This window comes from Tardiphaga sp. (genome assembly GCF_044340795.1).
Taxonomy (GTDB): domain Bacteria; phylum Pseudomonadota; class Alphaproteobacteria; order Rhizobiales; family Xanthobacteraceae; genus Tardiphaga.
In genome coordinates this window covers 13,342-36,451 of the sequence record NZ_JBIISY010000039.1, presented here as the reverse complement: position 1 = coordinate 36,451, position 23,110 = coordinate 13,342, and the positions used below count along the sequence as shown (strand labels likewise).

Sequence of the window (23,110 nt, the reverse complement as noted above, 5' to 3'; positions counted from 1 at the left end):
CTGAAGGCCGAGCCCGGTAAATACAGCTACGGCTCCTCGGGCGTCGGAACGCCGCCGAACCTGTCCGGCGAACTCATGAAGACCATGGCGGACGTGAAGATGGAACACGTGCCCTATCGTGGTGGCGCACCGGCGATGAACGATCTCATCGGCGGCCAAATCCCGATGATGTTCGACGTGCTCAGCGGCGCGGCCTCTTTCATCAAGGCGGGTTCGGCGCGCGCGCTGGCCGTCACCACCAAGAACCGATCGGCTTCGTTCCCGGATATTCCGACGGTGGCCGAGGCCGGTTTGCCCGGCTACGAGACCTATACATGGAATGCGATCTTTGGTCCGCCCGGCATGCCGCCAGCGATGACCGAGAAACTGAGCGCGGAATTCCGCAAGGCGGTCGCCGATCCTGAAGTCCGGCAGCGTCTCATTGAACTCAGTGGCGAGCCAGTGGGATCGACACCGGCCGAACTCGGTGCTCAAGTCAAAGCCGAGATTGCCAAATGGGGACCGGTCATCCAGGCCGCGGGCCTCAAGACGGAATAGATCAGTTGAAAGGATCTCGGCGTGCCGCTAGCGGAGAGTGAACGCCTCGCATGTCTTCGCGCATTGGCGGAGATCATCGGCGACAAATATGTGCGCACCGGAGCGGATGCCGAGCCCTATGAGCAGGACTGGCGTGCGCGCTACCGCGGGAATGCGGTAGCGGTGGTGCTGCCGGGGACGACAGAGGAAGTCGCCGCGGTCGTTCGTGTCTGTGTGCAGCACGGTGTCGCCATTGTGCCGCAGGCCGGCAATACCGGGCTCACGGGCGGCGCCACCGTGCCGGATGGCGTCACGGCGGTCATCATCAATGTCTCGCGGCTGAACAAGGTCCATCAGCTCGATCTGCTCAACAATGCGATCACCGTGGGGGCGGGCTGCATCCTCGCCGATCTGCGCGCGCTGGCCGACGAGAATGACAGGCAGTTTCCGGTGCTGCTGGGCAGTGTCGGCAGCTGCGAGATCGGCGGGCTGGTCTCGACCAATGCCGGCGGCACCGGCGTGCTGCGCTATGGCAATATGCGCGAGCAGGTGCTCGGGCTGGAAGTCGTGCTGCCCGACGGTCGGGTCTGGAACGGGCTGAAAGCGCTGCGCAAGGACAATACCGGCTACGATCTCAAACAGCTGTTCGTCGGCGCCGAAGGGACGCTCGGCATCGTCACGGCGGCGGTGCTGAAGCTCTATCCGAAGCTCACCGTGTCGGCGACGGCGATGGTGGCGATGGAACGGGTCGATCAGGCCATCGCGCTGTTGCACGACCTGCAGCGGGTGACGGGCAGGCGTGTCGAGACATTCGAACTGATGTCGCAGAGCCAACTGCAGATCGTGCTGCGTCACGACATGTCCAGCGGCAGCCCGATGGCAGCCGAGGCGCCGTGGTATGTGCTGCTGGAACTGGCCGACAGCGCGCCGGACTGGAATGCGATGGAGAGCATGGAAATCGCGCTGGGCGCAGCGCTGGAGAATGGCGTCATCATCGATGCCGTCATTGCCAGCGATCACGCCAAGGCAGAGCGGATCTGGCAGCTGCGGCACACGATTTCGGAATCCAACAAGCGGGAAGGTTTCACGGTGTCGAACGACACCTCGGTGCCGGTCTCGGCACTGCCGGGATTTCTCGATCGCGTGACACGTCGACTGGAGAGCAGCCTGCCAAAAGCCCGGGTGGCGCATTGCGGCCATGTGGGCGACGGCAATGTCCACGTCATCGTGATCTTCCCCTATGACATCGGCGACGCCGCAATGCGCGACGCGGCAGCGCATCAGGCCAATACGATCGTGCATCAGGAAAGCGTCGCCAGTGGCGGCAGCATCAGCGCCGAGCATGGCATCGGCCGCATGCATGTGGATCGCCTGCCGCTCTATACGTCGGAGGTCGAGATGGACCTGATGCGGCGGGTGAAGCTGGCGATCGATCCGGGGCGGATCATGAATCCGAACAAGGTGTTGAGGTTGCCGTGATGTGTATCGCTGACGTTTCCACAGACGCGCTTGTCATCCCCGCGCATGCGGGGATCCAGTAAACGGTGGCAGCCCGGCTCTATCGCTGAAGCCGGTGTCTGCTGGATCGCCCGGTCGAGCCGGGCGATGACAGTGAGAGGGCTTCAATCCCGCGCGATAATCTCGTATTCGCCCTTGTAGCTCCCGGCCTCATTCAGCAGCGCGCCGACACGACGGCGCATCAGGAACCTTGGCCGACGCTCACGGATGGCGTTGCGGCGACGGCGGCGCTGCGCCGGTTCGATCGGCTTCTCTTCCGGCAACTGCGGAAGGGCAAAGATCTCGCTCCACATCGGCCAGGCCATCTCGATCTCCTCGACATCCGAGCTCACGAGCAGCGGGATCGACAATGACGGATCGCGATGCTTCAGCACGAGCATCTTGCCGTCATCGAGCCCGCGCAACGCGACGCCCATGAAATCGCTGACGCGAACATTGATCGCCATGCGCATGCCGCGGATGGCACGGTGCAGGACGACACGCTCGCGATGCAGTTCGACACGCCGGACGCTGCCGTCGGCGCGGTTGTCATGTGCTTCGAAACGAAGCGGTAGTGAATGGGGATCGAGCCGCACGGGGCTGCTCGATCCCAAGGTCGATGGCGAGGCGGATGCCTCGATTGCTGTTTGATGCCCCACGGCTTTTTATCTCCCCGCCGGAATTATGCTTCCGGTCGATGGGAGGAGCTTGCCAGAGCGGGTCCCGAATCTGCTTAAAAAGGCTGGTTAAGAGAATCCGACCCGGATCGCATGCTTGATGAAAGCCAAACCAGCATGCTTGACGACTCGTTGCCGCGAGGGTGAAAATTCGCCCCATCCGGCGCGGCAAATGCTTGAAATCCCTGCAAAACGGGCACATCTGTAGGGCTTCGCCGTGGCCCGGGCCATGGCCTCAAATTCAGGGATTTTGTTTGTGATCTCTTCACCAAACGCGACCGTTACCCGATCCGACAATTCTGACCTGCTCGATCAATCCGCATTGTCAAATCTGGCGCAGCGTCTCGTTGAGGCCGCCAGGCGTGCGGGCGCTGATGCAGCGGATGCGGTCGCGGTCCGCGGCGTCTCCCATGGCGTCGAGGTGCGCGACGGGAAGGTAGAAGCGTCGGAGCGCTCCGAGGGCGACGATGTCGGCCTGCGCGTGTTCGTCGGTCGGCGGCAGGCGGTGATTTCCACAAATGACATGTCCGGGGACAATGCCGCGCAACTGGCCGAGCGCGCGGTAGCCATGGCGCGTGTGGCGCCGGACGACAAATATGTCGGGCTGGCCGATCCCGAACTGCTGGCGAAGAATTTTCCCGATCTCGATGTGCTTGATCCCGTCGTGCCGGAGGTCGGCGAACTCGAACGCCGCGCCATCGAAGCCGAAGAAGCGGCGCTGGCGGTGGCGGGCGTCACCAAGTCCGGTGGTGCTTCTGCCTCGACGGGCATCGGCGGCATGGTGCTGGTGACGTCGACCGGCTTCCATGGTTCCTATCTGCGCTCCAGCCACGGTGTGTCGATGACGGCGATCGTCGGCGACGGAACCAGGATGGAGCGCGACTACGATTTCTCCTCGGCGCTGCATGCCTCCGATCTCGCTTCGCCTGCAGCGGTCGGCAAGCTCGCCGGTGAACGCACCGTGGCGCGCGCCAATCCGCGCAAGGTGGCGACCTGCAAGGTGCCGGTGGTCTATGATCCGCGCGTATCGAATTCGCTGGTCGGCCATGTCATCGGCGCGGCGAATGGCGCATCCGTTGCGCGCAAGACGACCTTCCTGAAGGACAGCCTCGGCAAGCAGCTGTTCAACGGCAATATCCGCATCATCGACGATCCGCTGCGGGTGCGCGGCCTGCGGTCGCAGAGCTTTGATGCGGAAGGCGTCACGACGGTGAAGCGCGCAATCATCGATGAGGGTGTGCTGACGACCTGGCTGCTCGATTGCGCCACCGCGCGCGAGCTTGGCTTGCAGACGACCGGCCATGCCCATCGCGGCGTGTCGTCCTCGCCATCGCCGGGCGCCTACAATCTGCATATGGAAGCCGGCGACGTCTCGCCCGAGGACCTGATCGCCGACATCAAGGAAGGCTTTTACGTCACCGACCTCATCGGCTCCGGCGTCAATGGCGTCACCGGTGATTATAGCCGCGGCGCTGGCGGGTTCTGGATCGAGAACGGCAAGCTGACTTATGCGGTGAGCGAGATCACCATCGCCGGTCATCTGTTCGAGATGTTCAAGTCGCTGATCCCGGCGAACGATCTCACATTCAAATACGGCGTCAACGCGCCGACCGTGCGCGTCGAGGGACTGACGATTGCCGGACGCTGAACCATCCGACAAACTGGCGCGGGATTTCGCGCTGATGGAGCAGACCGTTCGCGAGGCGGGCGCGCTCGGTCTTGCGATGTTCCGCACCGAGCTGCGCAAATGGATCAAGGGCGAATCGTCGCCGGTCTCGGAAGCCGACATCGCGCTCAACGACCTGATCGAAAAGAGGCTGCGCAGCGCCACGCCGGATTATGGCTGGCTGTCGGAGGAAAGTGCCGATGACAGCGCGCGTCTCGGCAAGCGCCGGACCTGGATCATCGATCCCATCGATGGCACCCGCAGCTATCTTGCCGGCCGCGAGGACTGGTGCGTTTGTGTCGCACTGGTGGAGGAACATCGCCCGGTCATGGCCGCAGTCTACGCGCCATCCACAGATGAATTTTTCCTCAGCCAGCGCGGGCAGGGCACGACCTGCAACGGTCGGCCGGTCCGCGCGACGGCAGGCACTGATCTCGATTTCGCCCGTGTTGCAGGTCCCAAACCTCTGGTGGAGCGCCTGACCCATCCGCGACAGGACCTGGAGTTGCATCCGCGAATCGGATCGCTTGCCCTGCGGTTGTGCTGGATCGCCAATGGCCGGCTGGACGCCGCTTTCGCCGGTGGCCAGAGCAAGGACTGGGATCTGGCGGCTGCGGATTTGATCGTGCACGAAGCGAATGGTAGAATGAGCGAGCTTTCGGGCGATCCCATTTTATACAATCGCCGGGAAGTCACGCACGGGTTGCTGGTAGCAGCGGGGGCCGATCGTCATGCCCATATCGTTGAGCAGTTCCGGACCAACCGGGCGTAACCAGCCGCACCACCATTTTCTATAAAACTGATCGCAGCCGGCCGCTGCAGGAAGAACCTATGTCCGACACACCACAGCAACTGCTTCATCTGGTCATCGGTGGCGAACTCACCGATCTGAAGGGTTTCACCTTCAAGGACCTCGATCAGGTCGATATCGTCGGCGTCTATCCGAACTACGCATCGGCGCTGGTGGCCTGGAAGGCCAAGGCGCAGTCGACCGTCGACAACGCGCATATGCGTTACTTCATCGTCCATCTCCATCGGCTGCTCGATCCGGGTCAAGACGCAAAGCCCACCACTTGAAACGTCTGCTGCGAAACACGCTGCGCAGCAGTGGGGTGCAACGTGCCGCGGGGTTCCTCGCGGCCGAATTTTTGCGCCTTGTGTGGAAGACCAACACCTTCACCTTCGATCCCGTCGATGTCTATGACATCGTCGAGCCGGAGATGCCGGTCATCCTTGCCTTCTGGCATGGTCAGCATCTGATGACGCCCTTCATCAAGCAGAAGGACTATCGCGGCGCGGTGCTGATCTCCAAGCATCGCGACGGCGAGTTCAACGCCCTGGCCGCGGAGCGGCTCGGCATCTCGACCGTGCGTGGCTCCGGCGATCACGGTGGTGCGTTTCACCGCAAGGGCGGCGTCGGCGCCTTCAAGGAAATGGTGCGGGTGCTGGAGAGCGGCGTCAATATGGCGCTGACGGCCGACGTGCCGAAGCGCTCGCGCATCGCTGGCCTCGGCATCATCATGCTCGCGCGCGAGAGCGGACGGCCGATCATGCCTTTCGCCATGGCGACCAGCCGCTTCTACCAGTTCAATAACTGGGACCACACCACCATCAATCTGCCATTCGGCCGCGGCGTGCTGGTCGGCGGCGAGCCGATCAGCGTGCCGGCGGACGCCGACGGCGCTATGATGGAAGAGCTGCGCCAGCAGCTCGAAACAACGTTGAACGACGCCACGCGGCGCGCCTATGAAGCCGTGGGTCGTCCGGACGGCAATCGCCATGCCTGACACCTTGCCGATCACACTGCGCGCCTATCGTCGCCTGTCGTCCTCGCTGACGCCGATGGTGCCGCTTCTGATCAAGCGCCGGCTGCGCAACGGCAAGGAAGATCCCGAGCGTGTCGATGAACGCCGCGGCATCACTGATATCGAGCGTCCGGCCGGGCCGCTGGTCTGGGTGCATGGTGCGAGCGTCGGCGAGGTTCTTGCTGCAGCGACCTTGATCGAACGGCTGCGTGCGTCGAACATGCGCATCCTGCTGACCTCGGGCACGGTGACCTCGGCCGCCATCATCGCCAAGCGTTTCCCGCCCGATATCATCCATCAATATATCCCCTACGACTCGCCGCGTTATGTCGCGCGTTTTCTCGATCACTGGCATCCCAGTCTGGCGCTGTTCATCGAAAGCGATCTCTGGCCCAATCTGATCCTGTCCGCTGCGAGGCGTCGCTTGCCAATGGCGCTGATCAATGCGCGGATGTCGCAGCGCTCGTTTCCGCGCTGGCAGAAACTGTCGAAGACGATTTCCGCATTGCTGGGAAGTTTCGAGATCTGCCTCGCCCAGTCCGATACCGATGCCGAACGTTTCAGCGCGCTGGGCGCGCGCAGCGTGCTGGTCACCGGCAATCTGAAATTCGACGTGCAGGCGCCGCCCGGCGACGCGGCCAAGCTCGATGCATTGAAGGCGGCAACACGCGGCCGGCCGATCGTCGTGGCCTCATCGACGCATCCCGGCGAAGAAGAGATCATCCTCGAAACCCACAAGGCGCTGACCAACTTCTTTCCGTCCTTGCTGACCGTCATCGTTCCGCGCCATGCCCATCGCGGCGAGGCGATCGCCGGGATGGTGCAAGCGAGTGGTCTTCGCGCCATCACGCGCTCGCGCGGAGAATTGCCCGGCGCCGGCACCAATGTTTATGTCGCCGATACGATGGGCGAGCTCGGCCTGTTCTATCGCCTGACGCCCGTGGTGTTCATGGGCGGCTCGCTGGTCCCGCATGGCGGCCAGAATCCGATCGAGCCTGCGAAGCTCGGCGCGGCCATCGTGCATGGGCCGCATGTGTTCAATTTCACCGACGTCTATGACGCGCTCGATGGTGCCGGCGGCGCGCGGCAGGCGAATTCGTCCGAACAACTCGTAAAGCTGCTGGCACAGATGCTCGGCGACAAGGCTGCACGCGCGGCGTCGGTCGATGCGGCGGGCGAGGTGGTTACGCGGCTTGGCGGTGCGCTCGATCGTACGCTCCATGCGCTCGAACCCTATCTGATGCAGTTGCGCTTCGAGATGGGTGGCCATCATGCGTGAGCCGGCGTTCTGGCAGCAGCAAAGCAGCCTGTTGTCGCGCCTGCTGATGCCGCTCGGCGCCGTTTATGGCGAGATCACCGCTGCGCGGATGATGCAGCAGGGTACGGCGGTCGGCATTCCCGTGATCTGCGTCGGCAACTATCATACCGGTGGTGCGGGCAAGACACCGACCACATTGGCGCTGGTGAAATTGTTGCGCGACCTCGGTGAAACGCCGGTGGTGCTAAGCCGTGGCCATGGTGGCAAGTTGCGGGGACCCGTCAAGGTCGAGCCGTCACGCCACAACGCGGCCGATGTCGGCGACGAGCCGTTGATGATGGCGCGTGACGTGCCGGTCGTCGTTGCCCGTGATCGTGTCGCTGGCGCCGCGCTGGCGCGTTCCACCGGCGCCAGCGCCATCGTGATGGATGACGGTTTCCAGAATCCCGCCATCGCCAAGGACCTGTCGCTGATCGTTATCGATGGCAATCGTGGCCTCGGCAATGGTCGCATCTTTCCGGCCGGTCCGCTTCGCGCGCCGCTCGATCGACAGATCGCGCGCACCGACGCTCTGGTGGTGATCGGCGACGGCGTTGCTGCCACCGGCGTTTCTGCGCTGGTGCATGGCCGCGGCGGCAAGGTGTTTACGGCACGACTGAAGCCGGATGCTGACTCCATGCAGGCGCTGCAGGGCAAGCGGGTGCTGGCTTTTGCAGGCATCGGCGATCCCGGCCGCTTCGTCCGCACGCTGCGCAACGCAAGTGTGGATGTGGCGGTGGAGAAGACGTTCGGGGATCATCATCCGTATACGACGACGGAGATCGACGCGCTGGTCGCGGAGGCGCAAAGCGAAGGCCTTGTGCTGGTGACCACGGAGAAAGACCTGGTGAAGCTGCGCGATATGCCGGCTGCGGCTGACATCATCGGCTTCGCCGTGGCGCTTGATGTCGAAGATAAAGACGGGCTGCGCACTCTGGTGCGCGAAACCCTCAATCGCGCGAAGGCGGGAACGAGGCGCTGAAGTGTAGCCGTAGGGCGGATTAGCGAAGCGTAATCCGCCGGCCGAGTGCGTGTGACGAAGAACGGTGGATTACGGCTTCGCCTAATCCACCCTACGGCCGCGTCTTACTTCACCTGTTCCGGATAGTGCCGCTTCAGCACCGCCGTATGCGTGGCATAGGCTTCCTGCCGGTCGACGCTCCAGTATTTCAGTTCGTCCAGCGGAATGCGCTCGCCCGAGATGGCGCAGGTTACATAGGTGCCCGGCGCGACGACGCGAAAATCGCCGTCGAGATATTGCAGCTTGGCTTCGCCATTGCCGGATGGGCCGAATTTATTGAGCACGGCTGGTCTCCTGGATCGTCCGGTCGGTCCGGACGGTGATGTCACTGTTTCGTAGCATAAATAGGGCTTCGGCGCGGCGAATGAAAGCGCGGTTGATGCGCGTCAGAACAGGTCGCCCTGATCTACTTTCGCCTTGCGCTTTGGCGTCGTCGATTTGGGCGCAGCAGGCTTCGTCGTCTGCGGTGGCGCGGGATGATCGCCGTCCGCAGTGACACCCACGCGCCCGTCGGCGAACTCGATGCTCAGCCGCGCGCCGGCGCTGACATTTGCTGCCGCATGCAGCGCCGCACCCTGTTCGTCACGCACCAGCGCAAAGCCGCGTGCGAGCACACTGCGATAGGACAGGGCGGCGAGCAGCTTGTTCGAGGCCTCGACACGCGCCTGCTGGCGCTGCAGCAGGGTGGTCAGTGCGCGGCGGGCGCGCTCGGTGAGACGCAGTGCGCTTTCGCGGTTCCGGGTGATGGCATTGCGCTGCGCCTGCGCATTGGCGGACTTGGAGGCCTTGAGGCGCAATTCGAGATTGGCAAAGCGATCGCGGCGCTGCCGCAGCAGCGCGCGGGCAGAGAGTTTCAGGCGCTCGCCGCATACCGTCTGCCGCTGTGTCGCATGGGCGATCTGCCCGCGCAGCACCCGCAGGGTCAGGCCGGAGCTGGCTTCCACGAAGCGTCGATGATGGGCATGCGTGTTCGCCCGCAGCGCGCGCGGCAGCGATGCACCCGCGCCGTCAAGCCGCTGGCGCGGAATGGCCAGCAGATCGCCCGCATTCGGCAAGGCGCGGGCGGCGGCGCGCAGTTCATTGCGGCGCGAGTCCTGTGCACGCTGCCAGCACAGCATCATGCGGCGTTCGAACGTGCCGATCTCCACCAGCAGTTCCGCACGCACCGGCACGGCCATTTCTGCGGCAGCCGTCGGTGTCGGCGCGCGCTTGTCGGAGGCGAAATCGATCAGCGTGATATCGGTCTCGTGGCCCACGGCCGAGATCAGCGGAATCATGCTCTCCGCCGCGGCGCGCACGACGATCTCTTCATTGAACGACCACAGGTCTTCCAGCGAGCCGCCGCCGCGGGCGACGATCAGGAGATCGGGCCGCGGAATCTTGCCGTCGACTTCGAGCGCATTGAAGCCATGGATCGCGGCTGCGACCTGTTCGGCCGAGCCTTCGCCCTGCACGCGGACGGGCCATACCAGCACATGGCGCGGGAAGCGGTCTTCCAGGCGATGCAGGATGTCGCGGATCACGGCGCCGGTGGGAGACGTTACGACACCGATCACTTCGGGCAGCCATGGCAGCAATTGCTTGCGCGCTTCGTCGAACAGGCCTTCGGCGCCGAGCTTGCGCTTGCGCTCTTCCATCAGCGCCATCAGCGCGCCGACGCCGGCCGGCTCCAGCGCCTCGATGACGATCTGGTATTTTGACGAGCCGGGATAGGTGGTCAGCTTGCCGGTGGCGATGACCTCGAGGCCCTCTTGCGGCCGGAACCGCATCCGGCCATGGACGCCCTTCCAGATCACGGCCTCGATCTTGGCGCTCTCGTCCTTGAGCGAGAAATAGCAGTGGCCCGAGGAATGCGGACCGCGAAAGCCGGTGATCTCGCCGCGCACGCGCACGTTCCCATAGGCGTCCTCCACCGTCCGCTTCAGGGCCTGCGAGAGCTCGGAAACGGTGAATTCGGAGGAATTCGTCAGCGGTGCAGCGGCAGTTTTGGGCATCGGGGACTCGGGCTGTTGCGGCAGCGGATTAGCATGCTAAACGCTGGCAAAACCATCCAAAACCCTCCAAAGTCTTTTCGCCAGGCAGTCTTCCCATGAACATTCTCCTCATCGGTTCCGGTGGTCGCGAGCACGCGCTGGCCTGGAAACTGGCGTCGTCTCCGCTGCTGACCAAGCTCTGGTGCGCTCCGGGCAATGCCGGCATCGCGCAGGAGGCCGAATGCGTCGCGCTGGATGTCGCCGACCATGCCGCCGTGATCACATTCTGCCGTGACAACAAGGTCGATTTTGTCGTGGTCGGCCCGGAAGCGCCGCTGGCTGCCGGGATCGTCGACGATCTCGCCGCCGCCGGCATCAAGGCGTTCGGGCCGAGCAAGGCTGCGGCGCGGCTCGAAGGGTCTAAGGGGTTTACGAAGGACATCTGCAAGGCCAACAACATCCCGACCGCGGCCTATGAGCGCTTCAACGATGCGGACAAGGCCAAGGCCTATATCCGCGCCCAGGGCGCGCCGATCGTGATCAAGGCTGATGGCTTGGCGGCCGGCAAAGGCGTCGTTGTCGCAATGACGTTGCAGGAAGCCGAGGACGCCATCGACATGATGCTCGGCGGCGGTTTTGGCGCAGCTGGGGCCGAAGCCGTGGTCGAGGAGTTCATGGTGGGCGAGGAAGCCTCGTTCTTCGTGCTGTGCGACGGCGAGAATGCGTTGCCGCTGGTCGCCGCGCAGGATCACAAGCGCGCCTTCGACGGCGACAAGGGTCCGAATACGGGCGGCATGGGCGCCTATTCGCCGGCACCGGTGTTCACCGATGCGATCCAGAAGCGGACGATGGATGAGATCATCCTGCCGACGCTGAAGGCCATGAAGGAGATGGGCTGCCCCTACAAGGGCGTGCTGTTCGCCGGGCTTATGATCACGGACGAAGGCCCGAAGCTGATCGAATACAATGCCCGTTTCGGCGATCCGGAGACCCAGGTGCTGATGGTCCGCCTGATGTCGGACCTGTTGCCGGCGCTGATCGCGTCAGCGGACGGTCAGCTGAAGAATTTCGACCTGCGCTGGTTCCCGGATCCGGCGCTCACCGTGGTCATGGCTGCCAAGGGCTATCCCGGCGACTACGACAAGGGCACCCGCATCGCCGGCATCGACCGTGCGGAGCAGATCGAGGGCGTCGAGGTGTTCCATGCCGGAACCAAGGCGTCCGGCGACTGGATTTTGGCCAATGGCGGCCGGGTCTTGAACGTCACGGCCTCTGCGAAGACGGTCGGGGAGGCCCAGCGCCGGGCCTACGAGGCCATCGGCCTGATCAACTGGCCGGAAGGCTTCTGTCGTCGTGACATCGGCTGGCAGGCCGTCGCGCGCGAGCGGGCCAAGTAAAGGTAGCCGGAGGTTCCATCGCGGCTGGAACCAAAGGTTGTGATGCGCGTTGAGGGTTCAGAGGTTCCTCATGGCGCATTACTATTTTGACCTGAAGAACGGGATGACCGAGCGCGATCACGCAGGGCGTGATCTCGACAACGACGCGCAGGCGATCGCAGAAGCCTATGCAATTGCTGATGAAATTTCAGAAAAGCCGCCGGCCAACCGCGAGCACGCCCGTCACGTCTGCGTGGTTCATGAGAATGGCCACGAGGTGATGCGGGTGCCGGTGATCACGCGGATGCAGCGGCCGTCAGCGGCGAGCGCGAAAAAAGTCTCGTAAGAGATTCGCCGATTCCGTCTCGCCGACCGCGGAATAGACCTCCGGCGCATGGTGGCAGGTCGGCGAGGCAAAGAACCGAACCCCGGAATCGACGCCGCCGCCTTTGGGATCGGCCGCACCATAATACAGCCGGCGGATGCGGGCGAATGAGATCGCCCCGGCGCACATGGTGCAGGGCTCCAGCGTGACATAGAGATCGCAATCCACCAGCCGCTCGCTGCCGATCCTGTCGGCGGCCTCGCGGATGGCCAGGACTTCGGCATGGGCGGTGGGGTCCTTGTCGGTCAAGGTGCGGTTGCCGGCGCTGGCGATCACCTCGCCGTTTCGCACGATCACGCAGCCGATCGGGACTTCCCCCGCATGGCCGGCGGCTTCGGCGGCTTTCAGGGCCAAATCCATGAAAGAAGGGGCGGTCAAAAGCTCGTTTCCTGCGCAAAACTCTGCTACGGAGTGGCCTTCAGCAAAGAGGACACCGGTTTTGCGTCACATTGCGCCCCATTGAGCGCGCAATGTCGATCCGCGAACCCCGTCCGCACCGCTCAACCTAATTCAGCTTCCGCTGCAGCGAGACCTTTCATGCCCCGCGATAACGATAAAAACAACGGCCCCTCGCGCGGCCGGCCGCCCGGCGGCAGAGGCCCAGGCAAAGGACCAGCCAAGGGCGGTCGCTCCGGTGCTGCCCGCGGCCCGGAGAAGAAATTCGCCAAGCGCGACGGCAGCTACACCCCGCGCCCGCCGCGTGACGGTGACGGCGAGAAGCGTCCTTACGCCGGCAAGCGTGATGGCGGTGACCGCGCGCCGCGCCGCGACTATGGCGATGCGCCGCGTCCGCGCTTCAATCGCGACGAGCGCCCGGCGCGCAGCGATGGCGATCGTCCGTCGCGTGGCCCGCGCAAGGAGTTCGGTGATCGCCCGCCACGCCGTGATCGCGACGATGCGCGTCCGGCCGGTCGTTTCTCCGAGAAGAAGTTTGGTGACCGCAAGCCGCGCGATGGTAATCGTCCCTTCAGCGCGCGCCCGTCGCGTGATGGCGATCGTCCACGTGGTGACCGCCCGTTCGGTGATCGCAAGCCGCGCGATGGTGGCGGCGAGAAGCGCCCCTATGCGCCGCGCGGTGATCGTCCGCAGGGTGATCGCCCCTTCGGCTCGCGCCCGTCGCGTGATGGTGATCGGCCGCGTGGCGATCGGCCGTTTGGCGAGAAGAAGTTTTCGCGTGGCGCGCCGGATCGCGGCGGCCCGCGCAAGAGTTTTGGCGGCCGTGGTGATCGCGACTTCGAACGCGGCCCTGATCGCAGCGATGAGAAGCCGTGGCAGAGCCGCGACCGCGGAGATGATCGCGGCAGCCGTCCGGCGCGTGCGCCGCGCGATGGCGATCGCAAGTTCGACAGGCCAAAATTCGACAGGCCACGTTTCGAGCGTTCGCGCGATGATCGCCCGGAGCGTGGCGATGGCGAACGTCCGCGCTTCGAACGCTCGCGCGAGGACCGTCCGCAATTCGAGCGTTCGCGCGAGCCGCGTGGCCGTGCGGACTGGCAGGAGCGTCCGCGCCGTGGCAGCGAAGGCGATGATCGTCCGCGCCGCGACAATGAGGACGACAGCCAGATCTTCCGCCAGCGCCCGGCCTTTGGTGGCCGCGGCGAATACCGCCCGCGCGATCCCGATGCCAAGAAGGCGCCGCGCAAGGCTGCCGAGAAGAAGGGCGCGGAGCGCATCGCCAAGGTTGTTGCCCGCGCCGGCCTGTGCTCGCGTCGCGATGCCGAGGAGTGGGTGACCCAGGGTCGGGTTTCGGTGAATGGCCGCAAGATCAATTCGCCGGCGCTCGACGTCACCGCCAATGACGTGATCACCGTGGACGGCAAGCCGTTGCCGGAGCGCGAGCGCACGCGGCTGTTCATGTATCACAAGCCGCGCGGGCTGATGACGACCCATGCCGATCCGGAAGGCCGGCCGACGGTGTTCGACCATCTGCCGGAAGACCTGCCGCGTCTGATCTCCATCGGCCGGCTCGACTTCAACACCGAAGGCCTCTTGTTGCTCACCAATGACGGCGGTCTCGCGCGTACGCTCGAACTGCCGGACACCGGCTGGCTGCGCCGCTATCGCGTTCGCGCCCATGGCAATGTCACCCAGGCGCAGCTCGACGAGCTCAAGAACGGCGTCGAGGTGGATGGCGTCAAGTATGGTGCCATCGATGCGACGCTGGAGCGCGACCAGGGTGCCAATGTCTGGCTGGTGTTTGCGATCCGCGAAGGCAAGAATCGCGAAGTCCGTAATGTCTGCGCGCATCTCGGCCTCGAGGTGAACCGCCTGATCCGCATCTCCTACGGCCCGTTCCAGCTCGGCGAGCTGGAAGAAGGCGAGGTCGACGAGGTGAAGACCCGCGTGCTGCGCGAGCAGCTCGGCGAGAAGATCGCAGAAGCCGCCGGTGCCGATTTCGGCCGCCAGCTGCCGAGCAAGGGCGACACCTCGCTCGATCCTGTCATCGTCAAGAAGCCGGTGATGAAGCGCTCCACGGTGGAAGACCGCAAGGGCCGCCGCGTCGTGGTGCAGCGCTCCGGCTCCGATGAAGCGCGTGCGCGCAACGACGCCGAGGCATTGTTCGGCGGCCCGAAGAAGCCGCCGAAGCGCGGCTACAAGGGCAAGCGCGATATCAAGCCGCGGGACGAGTAACCAATGCGCGTAATCGGTGGCCGGCTGAGGGGCCGCAATATTGCAGGCCCCTCGACGCAAGCGATCCGTCCGACGCAAGATCGCCTGCGCGAGTCGCTGTTCAATATCCTGATGCATGCCTATGAGAATCCGATGCTGGATGCGCGGGTGCTCGATCTCTATGCCGGCACCGGCGCGCTCGGCATCGAGGCGGTGTCGCGCGGCGCCAAGTTTACGCTGTTCGTGGACAATGGCTCCGAAGCGCGTGCGCTACTGCGCGACAATGTCGAGAGCCTTGGCCTCGGCGGCGTGACAAAAGTCTATCGCCGCGATGCCAGCGATCCCGGCCCGGCACATCCGGTCGAGCCGTTCGCGCTGGTGTTCATCGATCCGCCCTATCGCCAGAAGCTCGCGGAGAAATCACTCGCAGCCTTGCGTGATGGCGGCTGGCTGGTGCCCGACGCGCTGGTGGTGGTGGAAGAGGCGAAGGATGCCGGCTTCACGGCGCCGCAGGGCTATGAAGAGCTCGAACGCCGCGCCTATGACGAGACCGAATTCACGTTCCTGCGCTACACAAAATAAAAAGGGAGACTGCCGATGTCGTTCGATTGCACTTGGGATCACGTCCATATCCGCACGCGTGATGTGGAAGCGACAGCTAACTGGTTCGCCGATATGCTGGGTGCCGAGATCCTGCGCGCGCCCGGTCGCGTCGATCTCCGGCTTGGCGGTGGCATGATCTTCCTCGCACCAGTGACGCCGGAGATGGGCGTTAATCCGGCGCCGCAGCAGCCGCATCTAGCGCTTGATCACTTCGGCCTGTTCGTGAAAGATGTCGATGCGGCGGCGGCGGAGTTAAAGGCCAAGGGCGTGGAATTCACAAAGGAGCCGCACACGCTGAAGCCGGGCCTGCGTATCTGCTTCATCCGCACCCCGGACGGCGTGTCGATCGAGTTGCTGACTCGCGATCCGAAATATACGTGAGACGCGTCACCGTCTTCCGAACAGCTTCTCGATATCGTTGAGCTTGAGCTCCACATAGGTCGGGCGGCCGTGATTGCACTGGCCGGAATTCGGCGTCTCTTCCATCTCGCGCAACAGCGCGTTCATCTCTTCCGGCCGCAGCCTGCGGCCGGAGCGGATCGAGCCGTGGCAGGCCATGGTGGCGGCCACATGCATCAGCCGGCGCTCCAGTGGCAGTGCCTCGTCCCATTCGGCCATGTGCTCGGAGAGATCACGCAGCAGCGACGCCGCATTGGTCTTGCCGAGCAGTGACGGCGTCTCGCGCACCGCGATGGCGCCGGGGCCGAAGCTCTCGATGGCGAGGCCATAGCCCGCCAGTTCCTCGGCACGCTCCACCAGTTTTTCGACGGTGGCTTCGTCCATCTCGACGATGTCCGGGATCAAGAGGATCTGCCGCTGCACGCCGTTCTTGGCGAGCGAGGCCTTCAGCTTCTCATAGACGATGCGCTCATGGGCGGCGTGCTGGTCGACCACGATCATGCCATCGCGGGTCTGCGCGATGATGTAGTTCTCATGCACCTGCGCACGCGCCGCGCCGAGCGGGCGGTCGAGCAGGTCGACCTGCGGCAATTCCTCGAAACGCACATCGGCAGTGGGCGTGCCGACATCGAACACGGCCTGCGGCGCTTCAGCAAACGCGGCTGCGCCATCGAAAGAAGGGGTAGGCGCGACCGGATAGGACGGCGAGCGCTGCCAGTCCCAATTGGCATTGCGTGGCGTGAAGCTCGGTGCGCTGTTCGGTCGGAATGACGACAGCACCGCGCCCGCGTCATTGTTCGCCGCCGTGCGCTTGCCTTCCCGTGCGAGACCTTCCTTGAGCGCATGCACGATCAGCGCGCGCACGAGCCCGGCATTGCGGAAGCGCACCTCGGTCTTGGCCGGATGCACATTGGCATCGACCTCCTGCGGATCGAGCGTCACGAACAGCGCCAGCACCGGATGACGGTCGCGCGGCAGGTAGTCGGAATAGGCCGCGCGCACCGCGCCGACGATGAGCTTGTCGCGCACCGGGCGGCCATTGACGAACAGATATTGCCCGAGCGCATTGGCCTTGGTGAGCGAGGGCGAGGCCGCGAAGCCTTCGACCACCACGCCTTCGCGCTCGCTGCGCACGGCGATCGCGCTGGCACGAAAATCCGCACCGAGAATATCGCCGAGCCGCGTGAGCTGGCCGGGCGCGCCGGGCAAAGCCGCGGCCCAGGTGACCGGCGCGCGTTCCTCGCCGGACAGCGTGAAGGCCACATCCGGCCGCGCCATGGCCAGGCGGCGTACCACTTCGCGGATCGCCTCCGCCTCGGTGCGGTCGGTCTTGAGAAATTTCAGCCGCGCCGGTGTCGCATAGAAGAGATCGGCGACCTCGATTCGGGTGCCGTGGCCGAGCGCTGCCGGCATGATCGGTTCTTTCGCGCCGGCATCCACCGTGAGCGACCAGGCATGCGGCTCGCTGGCATGGCGCGTGGTGATGCCGAGTCGCGCCACCGAGCCGATCGACGGCAGCGCCTCGCCACGGAAACCGAGCGTACGGATCGCCAGCAGATCCTCGTCATCGAGCTTCGAGGTGGCGTGGCGTTCCACCGCGAGGCCGAGATCGGCATGGGTCATGCCGTGGCCGTCATCGGTAATGGCGATCTTCCGTCGGCCGCCGCCATCGGTGAAGATCTCGATCCGGCTGGCGCCGGCATCGATGGCATTCTCGACCAGCTCCTTCACCACGCTGGCCGGCCGCTCCACCACCTCGCCGGCGGCGATGCGGTTGACAATGGTTTCTGGCAGCTGGCGAACGGGCATGGGTTTCGGCGTGCAGTGAATGGGTCGAGTCTATGTAGGGAACCTGAAGCACCATTCTATGGCTCCGGGCGCCCGATGTCCCCGCCGCGGCCCGTTTTCCCCGGTTTAAGCGAATCGGCCGCCCTTCTCGATCACCTCGATCTTGTAGCCATCGGGATCGGTGGCGAAGAAGAAGCGTGCCAGCGGCTTGCCGTCATGTTTCAGCTCGCGCAGTGGGCCGGGCGCCAGTTTCTCCTGCTCGAAACGTGCATGTTCTGCGGCAAGGTCATCGACGACCACGGCGAGATGGCCGTAGCCATCGCCGAGTGCATAGGGCTCGGTGCGGCCCTTGTTGATGGTCAGCTCCAGCTCGAAGGGCGAGGAGGGATGGCGCAGATAGATCAGCGCGAAGTCATCGAAGGCCAGTCGTTCGGCGATCTCCAGACCGAAGGCGCGCTTGTAGAAATCGAGCGAGCGGGCTTCGTCGAGCACGCGGATCATAGAATGAACGGGTTTGGCCATGGGCAATCCTTGCAGTCGTGGTCGTAAAAATCAGTCGGTAAAGCGGCCGCTGCGGCCGGCCTTGACGTCGCTGCGGCGCTTCTTGCCTTCGAGGCGGCGCTTCTTGGAGCCAAGCGTAGGCCTGGTCGGTCGCCGCGGCGGTTCGCGATAGGCGGCTTCCTTGATCAGCTCGACCAGCCGCTCGATGGCGTCGGCTTTGTTGCGCTCCTGGGTACGGAAGCGCTGGGCGTGCATCACGATCACGCCCTCCTTGGTCATGCGTTGGCCGGCGAGGGTGCGCAGCCGGATTTCCATGTCTTCAGGGATGGTCAGCTTCTTGCTGTCGAAGCGCAGCTGGGCCGCGGTGGAGACCTTGTTGACGTTCTGCCCGCCCGGCCCGGACGCGCGGACATAGACGATCTCGATATCGTCTTCCTCGATGGCGATGGAGCGGGTAATCCGGAGCAACATGGCGTCTCCGTAGCACAGGATACCCCGTTTGGCTTGGTGCTGCATGCGCGCGGGCAACGGTCGCGGAGATTTACCGGGACATGGTGTCCCATGCCGGAACCGATGGCCGGCTGGCGCTTATCGTAAGACGACCTGCAGTCCGGAAGCCCAATGACCAAGACCTCCCGTAACATTCTCACCATCGATATCGGCGGCAGCCATGTGAAGGTGATGACCTCCCGCGAACGCATTAAACGCGAATTCGAATCCGGTCCGGATCTCTCCGCCAAGGAGATGGTGCGTCAGGTCAAGGCGCTGACCAAAGATTGGCGTTTCGACGTCGTCTCGGCCGGCTATCCCGGTCCGGTCGCCGGAAATCGAGTGCTGAAGGAGCCGGTCAATCTGGGCACTGGCTGGAAAGGATATGACTTCGAGCGCGCTTTTGGTTGTCCGACCCGCGTGGTCAACGATGCCCTCATGCAGGCGCTCGGCGGCTATGACGGCGGGCGGATGCTCTTTCTCGGGCTCGGCACCGGGCTGGGATCGGCGATGATTCTCGATGGCGTGTTCGCGCCGATGGAGCTCGGCCATCTGCCCTATCGCAAGAAGACTTTTGAGACCTATGTCGGCGCCGCCGGCCTGAAACGGCTCGGCCGCAAGAAATGGCGCAATCACGTCGATGAGGTGATCGCCCGCCTGACGGCAGCGCTGCAGCCGGACTACTTGGTGCTCGGCGGCGGCAATGTCGACAAGCTCGACAAGCTGCCCAGCAAGACGCGCCGCGGGGACAATGAGAACGCCTTCATCGGCGGCTTCCGGCTGTGGGATCCGCCGAAACCAGCGAAACGCCGCTAGCCGCGGCGGGAGCCCGAGCGCTCGACCAGCTTCACCATCACCTGCAGCGCATGGTTGGTCGGCGTCGGGATGCCGTGCTCGATGCCCTTGCGAACGATGAAGCCGTTGAGGAAGTCGATCTCCGACGGCTTGCCGCGGCCGAGATCCTGCGAGGTTGACGATTGCTGCAGGGGCATGGTGGCGGGGAGGCCGAGGGTTTTGTCCAGCAGGTCGCCCGGCAGCTTCACGCCGCAGGCCTTCGCCACCGCGAGGCATTCGGTGACGGCGTTGGTGACGATGGCGGAGGCGCCCTCGACCTTGACCATCTCGCCATAGGCGATGCCGGCTACCGCGGACAGTGCATTATAGGCGCAGTTGTTGATCAGCTTCGACCACTGCACGGCATCGATGTCGTCAGCCACCGTGGTGGGTATGCTGGCGTCAGACAGCAGCTTGGCCAGCGTTGCGCTGTGCGGGCCTGCGCCGATGATGAGTTCGCCGCGGCCATTGTGTTTGACATGGCCGGGACCCGGCATCTCCGTGGCCACATAGACCGCAGCGGCGATCACCGGTTGGCTGAGGATTTTGCGCAGGCGCTCGGGATTGTCGACGCCGTTCTGCAGGCTGAGCACGATCGAGTCGGGCTTCAGCACCGGCTTCAGCACTCTTGCCGTGTCGTCGGTGTCACCGGACTTGACGGCGAACAGCACGAGATCGGGCGGTGTCAGCGCAGCGATGTCCGTCACCGCCTTCGCCAGGATGAACCCCGTGAAGAACGCGCTTTCCAGATGGAGGCCGCGCGCATTGATGGCCTCCACATGCGCGGGACGTCCGACCAGCGTGACGTCATGGCCCGCGCGCAGCAGCATGGCGCCGTAATAGCAGCCGACGGCACCGGCCCCGATGACGGCGATCTGCATCAGTTCGCCTTCGGTGCAGGTGCCACCGGCGTTGCCGCCGCCTGCGGCGCACGGCCGACGACGACGCTCAATAACCCGTCGGCCCACAGCTTCTTCGCAGCCGCCTTGGCCTGATCCAGCGTCACCGCATCGACGATGGAATTGCGCTTCTCGATATAGTCGATCGGCAGCCTGTCGAGCTGATATTGCAGCAGTGCACCGGCGAGCTTCGACGACGTGTCGAGCGCCAGCATCTGCGAGCCTTTCAGATAGGACTTGGCTTCGTCCAGTTCCTTCTGGCTCGGCCCTTGTTCGGCCAACCGCTTCACTTCGCTGGTGACGGTGTCGATGGTCTCGGTGGCGCGGTCGGCGCGGGTCGCAGTGCTGCCGATCCACAGGCCGGAGCGTTGCATCCAGATCAGCTGGCTCGAGACCGAGTAAGCGAGGCCACGCTTCTCGCGCACTTCGTGATACAGGCGCGAGGACAGCGTGCCGCCACCAAGGATGTGGTTCACGATATAGGCGGCCATGAAGTTGGGATCGTCGCGCTTGAGGCCGGGGGTGCCGAAGGTGATCACGGTCTGCGGCACGTCCAGCGTCACGAATTCCTTCTTCGGCGGCTTGGTGACGGTGATCTCCGGCACCGGCACCAGATCGGCCTTCGCAGGCAGCGCGCCAAAGGTCTTGTCCAGCAGCTTGGCCAGCGATTCCGGATCGATGTCGCCGACCACGGCGATCTTCAGCGTGTCCTTCGCGACGATGCGGTTCTTGTAGGCCTTGATGTCGTCGACGGTGATCTTCGGCACTTCGGCGAGGCTGCCATTGGGCGGCCGGCTATAGGGATGATCGCCGAACGCCACTTCGAGGAATTTGCGCGTGGCCAGCGAATTCGGATTCGAGGTCTCGCGGCGCAGGCCGGACATGATCTGCGCACGGATGCGCTCCACATCGGGCGCGTCGAAGCGCGGCGAGGTGACCGCGAGGCGGGCGAGATCGAAAGCCTCGTCGCGATGTTCCTTCAGCATGCGCAACGAGCCGCGCAGATAGTCGCGCTGTGCGGTGAAGTTCAGTTCGATGGCACGGCGCTCCATGCGCTCGCGGAAGGCAGCGGAATCGAGATCGGCCGCGCCTTCGTCCATCAGGCTGGCCACCATATTGGCGGTGCCGGACTTGTCCTTGGGGTCCTGCGCCGCGCCGCCGGCAAAGGCGTATTCCATCGCGATGATGGGGACGGTGGCGTCCTGGACGAACTGTGCCTCAATGCCGCCCGGTGTGACGAGACGCTGCACCTTGGCCGCTGCAAAAGACGGCGTTGCCGTCAGTGCTGCGAGCGAAAAGGCGGTGGCGACGGCGATGCCGAGACGGCGTGGATTGAAATTCATGCTCACGACCGCTTCTCCTCGCGCTTCGCTGAGGTGTCCTTGATGAGATAACCGGTGACGGAGCGCTTCTTGTCGAGCCAGGTCTGCGCGGCGGCGCGCACCTGTTCCGCCGTCACGGCCTTGATGCGATCGGGCCAGTTGCGGATGTCCTCGACGCTGAGCCCGGTGGTGAGCGCGGCACCATACCAGCGGGCCAGCGAGGCTTGGCTGTCCTGCGCATAGGTGGCCTCAGCGACGAGCTGCGTCTTCACGCGTTCGAGGTCGGCAGCGGGCACCGGATTGGTGGCGATGTCGGTGATGACGGCGTCGATGGTCTTTTCGATATCCGCGAAGTCCGTGCCGGGCTTCGGCGAGGCCGAGATCATGAACTGCGCGCTGTCGAGGGCCGTGCCCTGATAGCCGGCGCCGGCATTCACCGCGAGCTGCTTGTCGATGACGAGCGCACGATAGAGGTACGAATTCGGGCCGCCGCCGATCAGCTGTGCCAGCACATCGAGGGCCTGGCTTTCGCCTGAAGCGGCCGTGGTGGCGGATGGCACGAAGTAATAGCGCCGCAGATTGCTCTGCTCGACGCGGGGATCGGCCAGCGTCACTGTGCGCGGCGCGGCGGGCGTCGGCTCCTGCGGACGGACACGGCGCTCGGGGATCGACGGCTGCGCCGGGATCACGCCATAGGTGCGCTCCACCATCGGGCGGATTTCCTGCGGGTCGACATCGCCGGCGATGATCAGCGTCGCGTTATTCGGCGCGTAGAAGCGCTTGTAGAAGGCGAGCGCATCTTCGCGGTCGAGCTTCTCGATCTCCTGATGCCAGCCGATGATCGGGCGGCCATAGGGATGGTTGAGATAGAGCGCGGCCATGATCTGTTCGGTCAGCCGTGCTTCCGGACTGTTGGCGACGCGCATGTTATATTCTTCGAGCACGACGTCGCGCTCGGGCAGCACGTTCTCGTCCTTGAGCACGAGGCCGGTCATGCGGTCGGCCTCGAATTCCATCATCTTGCCGAGCTCGTCCTTGGCGACGCGCTGGTAGTAGCCGGTATAGTCGGTGGAGGTGAAAGCATTCTCCTCGCCACCGACGCGCTGCACGGTCTGGGAGAACTGGCCGGCCGGATGGTTCGCGGTGCCCTTGAACATCAGGTGTTCGAGGAAGTGCGCGAGGCCGGATTTTCCGGGGGTCTCGTCGGCGGAGCCGACCTTGTACCAGATCATCTGGGTGACGACCGGCGTGCGGTGGTCCTCGATGACCACGACCTGCATGCCGTTATTGAGCTTGAACGTGGTCGGTGGCTTCGGTGCTTCGGTCTGCGCTTGCGCGGCGGAGAAGGCGAAGCTGCTGGCGACCAACAGCGTGGCGACGGCGGCGGAGCGTGCGGCACGGGCGAGTGATGTTCTCATGGCTGGGCTGGCTGCTCCTTGGCGCAGGCGAACG

Annotated in this window: 24 protein-coding genes; 14 read left to right on the top strand and 10 right to left on the bottom strand. The window is 64.5% G+C overall.

The window, feature by feature from the left end; all coding sequences use genetic code 11:
- Window positions 1–537 (top strand): Bug family tripartite tricarboxylate transporter substrate binding protein (locus tag ACIQ17_RS09130; RefSeq protein WP_398467630.1); only part of this gene is annotated, 537 nt, incomplete at its 5' end.
- A 21-nt stretch (window positions 538–558) separates the two neighbouring features.
- Window positions 559–1,995 carry an FAD-binding oxidoreductase gene (locus tag ACIQ17_RS09125; RefSeq protein WP_398467629.1) on the top strand — a complete coding sequence of 479 codons (1,437 nt, stop codon included), beginning with the start codon at window positions 559–561 and terminating at the stop codon, window positions 1,993–1,995.
- A 143-nt stretch (window positions 1,996–2,138) separates the two neighbouring features.
- On the opposite strand, the gene ACIQ17_RS09120 is transcribed toward ACIQ17_RS09125, so the two are convergent.
- Window positions 2,139–2,672 (bottom strand): DUF6101 family protein, encoded by a 534-nt coding sequence (locus ACIQ17_RS09120; RefSeq protein ID WP_398467627.1) that lies wholly within the window; start codon window positions 2,670–2,672, stop codon window positions 2,139–2,141.
- Window positions 2,673–2,946: 274 nt separating this feature from the next.
- Here ACIQ17_RS09120 and ACIQ17_RS09115 point away from each other — a divergent pair, with 274 nt between their 5' ends.
- Genes ACIQ17_RS09115 through lpxK form a run of 6 tightly spaced genes read left to right on the top strand, consistent with a single transcriptional unit; the run spans window position 2,947 to window position 8,440 of the window.
- On the top strand, window positions 2,947–4,338 hold the full coding sequence (locus ACIQ17_RS09115) for a TldD/PmbA family protein (protein ID WP_398467625.1): 1,392 nt from the start codon (window positions 2,947–2,949) through the stop codon (window positions 4,336–4,338).
- Between the two features lie 34 nt (window positions 4,339–4,372).
- Window positions 4,373–5,128: a 3'(2'),5'-bisphosphate nucleotidase CysQ gene (locus ACIQ17_RS09110; RefSeq protein WP_398467638.1), complete on the top strand. Its 756-nt coding sequence runs from the start codon at window positions 4,373–4,375 to the stop codon at window positions 5,126–5,128.
- 59 nt (window positions 5,129–5,187) lie between these two features.
- The gene (locus ACIQ17_RS09105; protein ID WP_398467623.1) at window positions 5,188–5,433 is read left to right on the top strand and encodes a DUF4170 domain-containing protein; all 246 of its coding nucleotides are present in this window, start codon (window positions 5,188–5,190) and stop codon (window positions 5,431–5,433) included.
- Entirely contained in the window at window positions 5,430–6,143 is a 714-nt protein-coding gene (locus ACIQ17_RS09100) for a lysophospholipid acyltransferase family protein (protein ID WP_398467621.1), read from the top strand. Before ACIQ17_RS09105 ends, ACIQ17_RS09100 begins: the two co-directional genes overlap by 4 nt.
- Window positions 6,136–7,440 carry a 3-deoxy-D-manno-octulosonic acid transferase gene (locus tag ACIQ17_RS09095; RefSeq protein ID WP_398467619.1) on the top strand — a complete coding sequence of 435 codons (1,305 nt, stop codon included), beginning with the start codon at window positions 6,136–6,138 and terminating at the stop codon, window positions 7,438–7,440. The genes ACIQ17_RS09100 and ACIQ17_RS09095 overlap by 8 nt, the downstream gene beginning before the upstream one ends.
- Window positions 7,433–8,440, top strand: a complete 1,008-nt coding sequence (gene lpxK / locus ACIQ17_RS09090) for a tetraacyldisaccharide 4'-kinase (protein ID WP_398467617.1) — start codon at window positions 7,433–7,435, stop codon at window positions 8,438–8,440. The genes ACIQ17_RS09095 and lpxK overlap by 8 nt, the downstream gene beginning before the upstream one ends.
- Before the next feature lie 104 nt (window positions 8,441–8,544).
- On the opposite strand, the gene ACIQ17_RS09085 is transcribed toward lpxK, so the two are convergent.
- Both ACIQ17_RS09085 and xseA read right to left on the bottom strand, forming a co-directional pair.
- The gene (locus ACIQ17_RS09085; protein WP_398467614.1) at window positions 8,545–8,763 is read right to left on the bottom strand and encodes a DUF2093 domain-containing protein; all 219 of its coding nucleotides are present in this window, start codon (window positions 8,761–8,763) and stop codon (window positions 8,545–8,547) included.
- A gap of 102 nt (window positions 8,764–8,865) precedes the next feature.
- Window positions 8,866–10,473 (bottom strand): exodeoxyribonuclease VII large subunit, encoded by a 1,608-nt coding sequence (gene xseA / locus ACIQ17_RS09080; protein ID WP_398467612.1) that lies wholly within the window; start codon window positions 10,471–10,473, stop codon window positions 8,866–8,868.
- A gap of 95 nt (window positions 10,474–10,568) precedes the next feature.
- Here xseA and purD point away from each other — a divergent pair, with 95 nt between their 5' ends.
- Both purD and ACIQ17_RS09070 read left to right on the top strand, forming a co-directional pair.
- Complete coding sequence (purD, locus tag ACIQ17_RS09075) at window positions 10,569–11,849, top strand: phosphoribosylamine--glycine ligase (RefSeq protein ID WP_398467610.1); 1,281 nt, start codon at window positions 10,569–10,571, stop codon at window positions 11,847–11,849.
- A gap of 70 nt (window positions 11,850–11,919) precedes the next feature.
- Window positions 11,920–12,174 carry a DUF6894 family protein gene (locus ACIQ17_RS09070; protein ID WP_398467608.1) on the top strand — a complete coding sequence of 85 codons (255 nt, stop codon included), beginning with the start codon at window positions 11,920–11,922 and terminating at the stop codon, window positions 12,172–12,174.
- Here ACIQ17_RS09070 and ACIQ17_RS09065 read toward each other — a convergent pair.
- Complete coding sequence (locus ACIQ17_RS09065; protein WP_398467606.1) at window positions 12,145–12,591, bottom strand: nucleoside deaminase; 447 nt, start codon at window positions 12,589–12,591, stop codon at window positions 12,145–12,147. The two genes, ACIQ17_RS09070 and ACIQ17_RS09065, sit on opposite strands and share 30 nt — an antisense overlap.
- 159 nt (window positions 12,592–12,750) lie before the next feature.
- Here ACIQ17_RS09065 and ACIQ17_RS09060 point away from each other — a divergent pair, with 159 nt between their 5' ends.
- The 3 genes from ACIQ17_RS09060 to ACIQ17_RS09050 are packed head-to-tail and all read left to right on the top strand — an operon-like array spanning window position 12,751 to window position 15,807.
- Window positions 12,751–14,844, top strand: coding sequence for a pseudouridine synthase (locus tag ACIQ17_RS09060; protein ID WP_398467604.1), 2,094 nt, complete (start codon window positions 12,751–12,753; stop codon window positions 14,842–14,844).
- Between the two features lie 3 nt (window positions 14,845–14,847).
- Window positions 14,848–15,405, top strand: a complete 558-nt coding sequence (gene rsmD, locus ACIQ17_RS09055; protein ID WP_398467602.1) for a 16S rRNA (guanine(966)-N(2))-methyltransferase RsmD — start codon at window positions 14,848–14,850, stop codon at window positions 15,403–15,405.
- 15 nt (window positions 15,406–15,420) lie between these two features.
- Window positions 15,421–15,807 carry a VOC family protein gene (locus ACIQ17_RS09050; RefSeq protein ID WP_398467600.1) on the top strand — a complete coding sequence of 129 codons (387 nt, stop codon included), beginning with the start codon at window positions 15,421–15,423 and terminating at the stop codon, window positions 15,805–15,807.
- Between the two features lie 6 nt (window positions 15,808–15,813).
- On the opposite strand, the gene mutL is transcribed toward ACIQ17_RS09050, so the two are convergent.
- The 3 genes from mutL to arfB all read right to left on the bottom strand — a co-directional run bounded on the left by mutL (window position 15,814) and on the right by arfB (window position 18,582).
- Window positions 15,814–17,634 (bottom strand): DNA mismatch repair endonuclease MutL, encoded by a 1,821-nt coding sequence (mutL, locus tag ACIQ17_RS09045; protein ID WP_398467598.1) that lies wholly within the window; start codon window positions 17,632–17,634, stop codon window positions 15,814–15,816.
- Between the two features lie 105 nt (window positions 17,635–17,739).
- Window positions 17,740–18,135, bottom strand: coding sequence for a VOC family protein (locus tag ACIQ17_RS09040; RefSeq protein WP_398467596.1), 396 nt, complete (start codon window positions 18,133–18,135; stop codon window positions 17,740–17,742).
- 30 nt (window positions 18,136–18,165) lie between these two features.
- Complete coding sequence (gene arfB, locus ACIQ17_RS09035; protein ID WP_398467636.1) at window positions 18,166–18,582, bottom strand: alternative ribosome rescue aminoacyl-tRNA hydrolase ArfB; 417 nt, start codon at window positions 18,580–18,582, stop codon at window positions 18,166–18,168.
- A 153-nt stretch (window positions 18,583–18,735) separates the two neighbouring features.
- Here arfB and ACIQ17_RS09030 point away from each other — a divergent pair, with 153 nt between their 5' ends.
- A complete protein-coding gene (locus tag ACIQ17_RS09030; protein ID WP_398467594.1) occupies window positions 18,736–19,419 on the top strand; it encodes an ROK family protein in 684 nt (227 codons plus the stop codon).
- Here the strand turns inward: ACIQ17_RS09030 and ACIQ17_RS09025 are convergent.
- Genes ACIQ17_RS09025 through ACIQ17_RS09015 form a run of 3 tightly spaced genes read right to left on the bottom strand, consistent with a single transcriptional unit; the run spans window position 19,416 to window position 23,076 of the window.
- Window positions 19,416–20,318, bottom strand: coding sequence for a ketopantoate reductase family protein (locus ACIQ17_RS09025; protein ID WP_398467592.1), 903 nt, complete (start codon window positions 20,316–20,318; stop codon window positions 19,416–19,418). The genes ACIQ17_RS09030 and ACIQ17_RS09025 overlap by 4 nt on opposite strands.
- Window positions 20,318–21,679 (bottom strand): M16 family metallopeptidase, encoded by a 1,362-nt coding sequence (locus ACIQ17_RS09020; RefSeq protein ID WP_398467634.1) that lies wholly within the window; start codon window positions 21,677–21,679, stop codon window positions 20,318–20,320. The genes ACIQ17_RS09025 and ACIQ17_RS09020 overlap by 1 nt, the downstream gene beginning before the upstream one ends.
- Before the next feature lie 2 nt (window positions 21,680–21,681).
- On the bottom strand, window positions 21,682–23,076 hold the full coding sequence (locus tag ACIQ17_RS09015) for a M16 family metallopeptidase (RefSeq protein WP_398467590.1): 1,395 nt from the start codon (window positions 23,074–23,076) through the stop codon (window positions 21,682–21,684).
- Window positions 23,077–23,110: the final 34 nt, after the last annotated feature.

Excerpts from the sequence above, each read along its gene's own strand:
- mutL (WP_398467598.1), bottom strand. The coding sequence starts at position 17,634 with ATGCCCGTTCGCCAGCTGCCAGAAACCATTGTCAACCGCATCGCCGCC.
- ACIQ17_RS09070 (WP_398467608.1), top strand. The coding sequence starts at position 11,920 with ATGGCGCATTACTATTTTGACCTGAAGAACGGGATGACCGAGCGCGAT.
- purD (WP_398467610.1), top strand. The coding sequence starts at position 10,569 with ATGAACATTCTCCTCATCGGTTCCGGTGGTCGCGAGCACGCGCTGGCC.
- ACIQ17_RS09110 (WP_398467638.1), top strand. The coding sequence starts at position 4,373 with ATGGAGCAGACCGTTCGCGAGGCGGGCGCGCTCGGTCTTGCGATGTTC.
- ACIQ17_RS09020 (WP_398467634.1), bottom strand. The coding sequence starts at position 21,679 with ATGAATTTCAATCCACGCCGTCTCGGCATCGCCGTCGCCACCGCCTTT.
- ACIQ17_RS09105 (WP_398467623.1), top strand. The coding sequence starts at position 5,188 with ATGTCCGACACACCACAGCAACTGCTTCATCTGGTCATCGGTGGCGAA.
- xseA (WP_398467612.1), bottom strand. The coding sequence starts at position 10,473 with ATGCCCAAAACTGCCGCTGCACCGCTGACGAATTCCTCCGAATTCACC.
- lpxK (WP_398467617.1), top strand. The coding sequence starts at position 7,433 with ATGCGTGAGCCGGCGTTCTGGCAGCAGCAAAGCAGCCTGTTGTCGCGC.
- ACIQ17_RS09060 (WP_398467604.1), top strand. The coding sequence starts at position 12,751 with ATGCCCCGCGATAACGATAAAAACAACGGCCCCTCGCGCGGCCGGCCG.
- ACIQ17_RS09050 (WP_398467600.1), top strand. The coding sequence starts at position 15,421 with ATGTCGTTCGATTGCACTTGGGATCACGTCCATATCCGCACGCGTGAT.
- ACIQ17_RS09095 (WP_398467619.1), top strand. The coding sequence starts at position 6,136 with ATGCCTGACACCTTGCCGATCACACTGCGCGCCTATCGTCGCCTGTCG.
- rsmD (WP_398467602.1), top strand. The coding sequence starts at position 14,848 with ATGCGCGTAATCGGTGGCCGGCTGAGGGGCCGCAATATTGCAGGCCCC.
- ACIQ17_RS09025 (WP_398467592.1), bottom strand. The coding sequence starts at position 20,318 with ATGCAGATCGCCGTCATCGGGGCCGGTGCCGTCGGCTGCTATTACGGC.
- ACIQ17_RS09030 (WP_398467594.1), top strand. The coding sequence starts at position 18,736 with ATGACCAAGACCTCCCGTAACATTCTCACCATCGATATCGGCGGCAGC.
- ACIQ17_RS09015 (WP_398467590.1), bottom strand. The coding sequence starts at position 23,076 with ATGAGAACATCACTCGCCCGTGCCGCACGCTCCGCCGCCGTCGCCACG.
- ACIQ17_RS09040 (WP_398467596.1), bottom strand. The coding sequence starts at position 18,135 with ATGGCCAAACCCGTTCATTCTATGATCCGCGTGCTCGACGAAGCCCGC.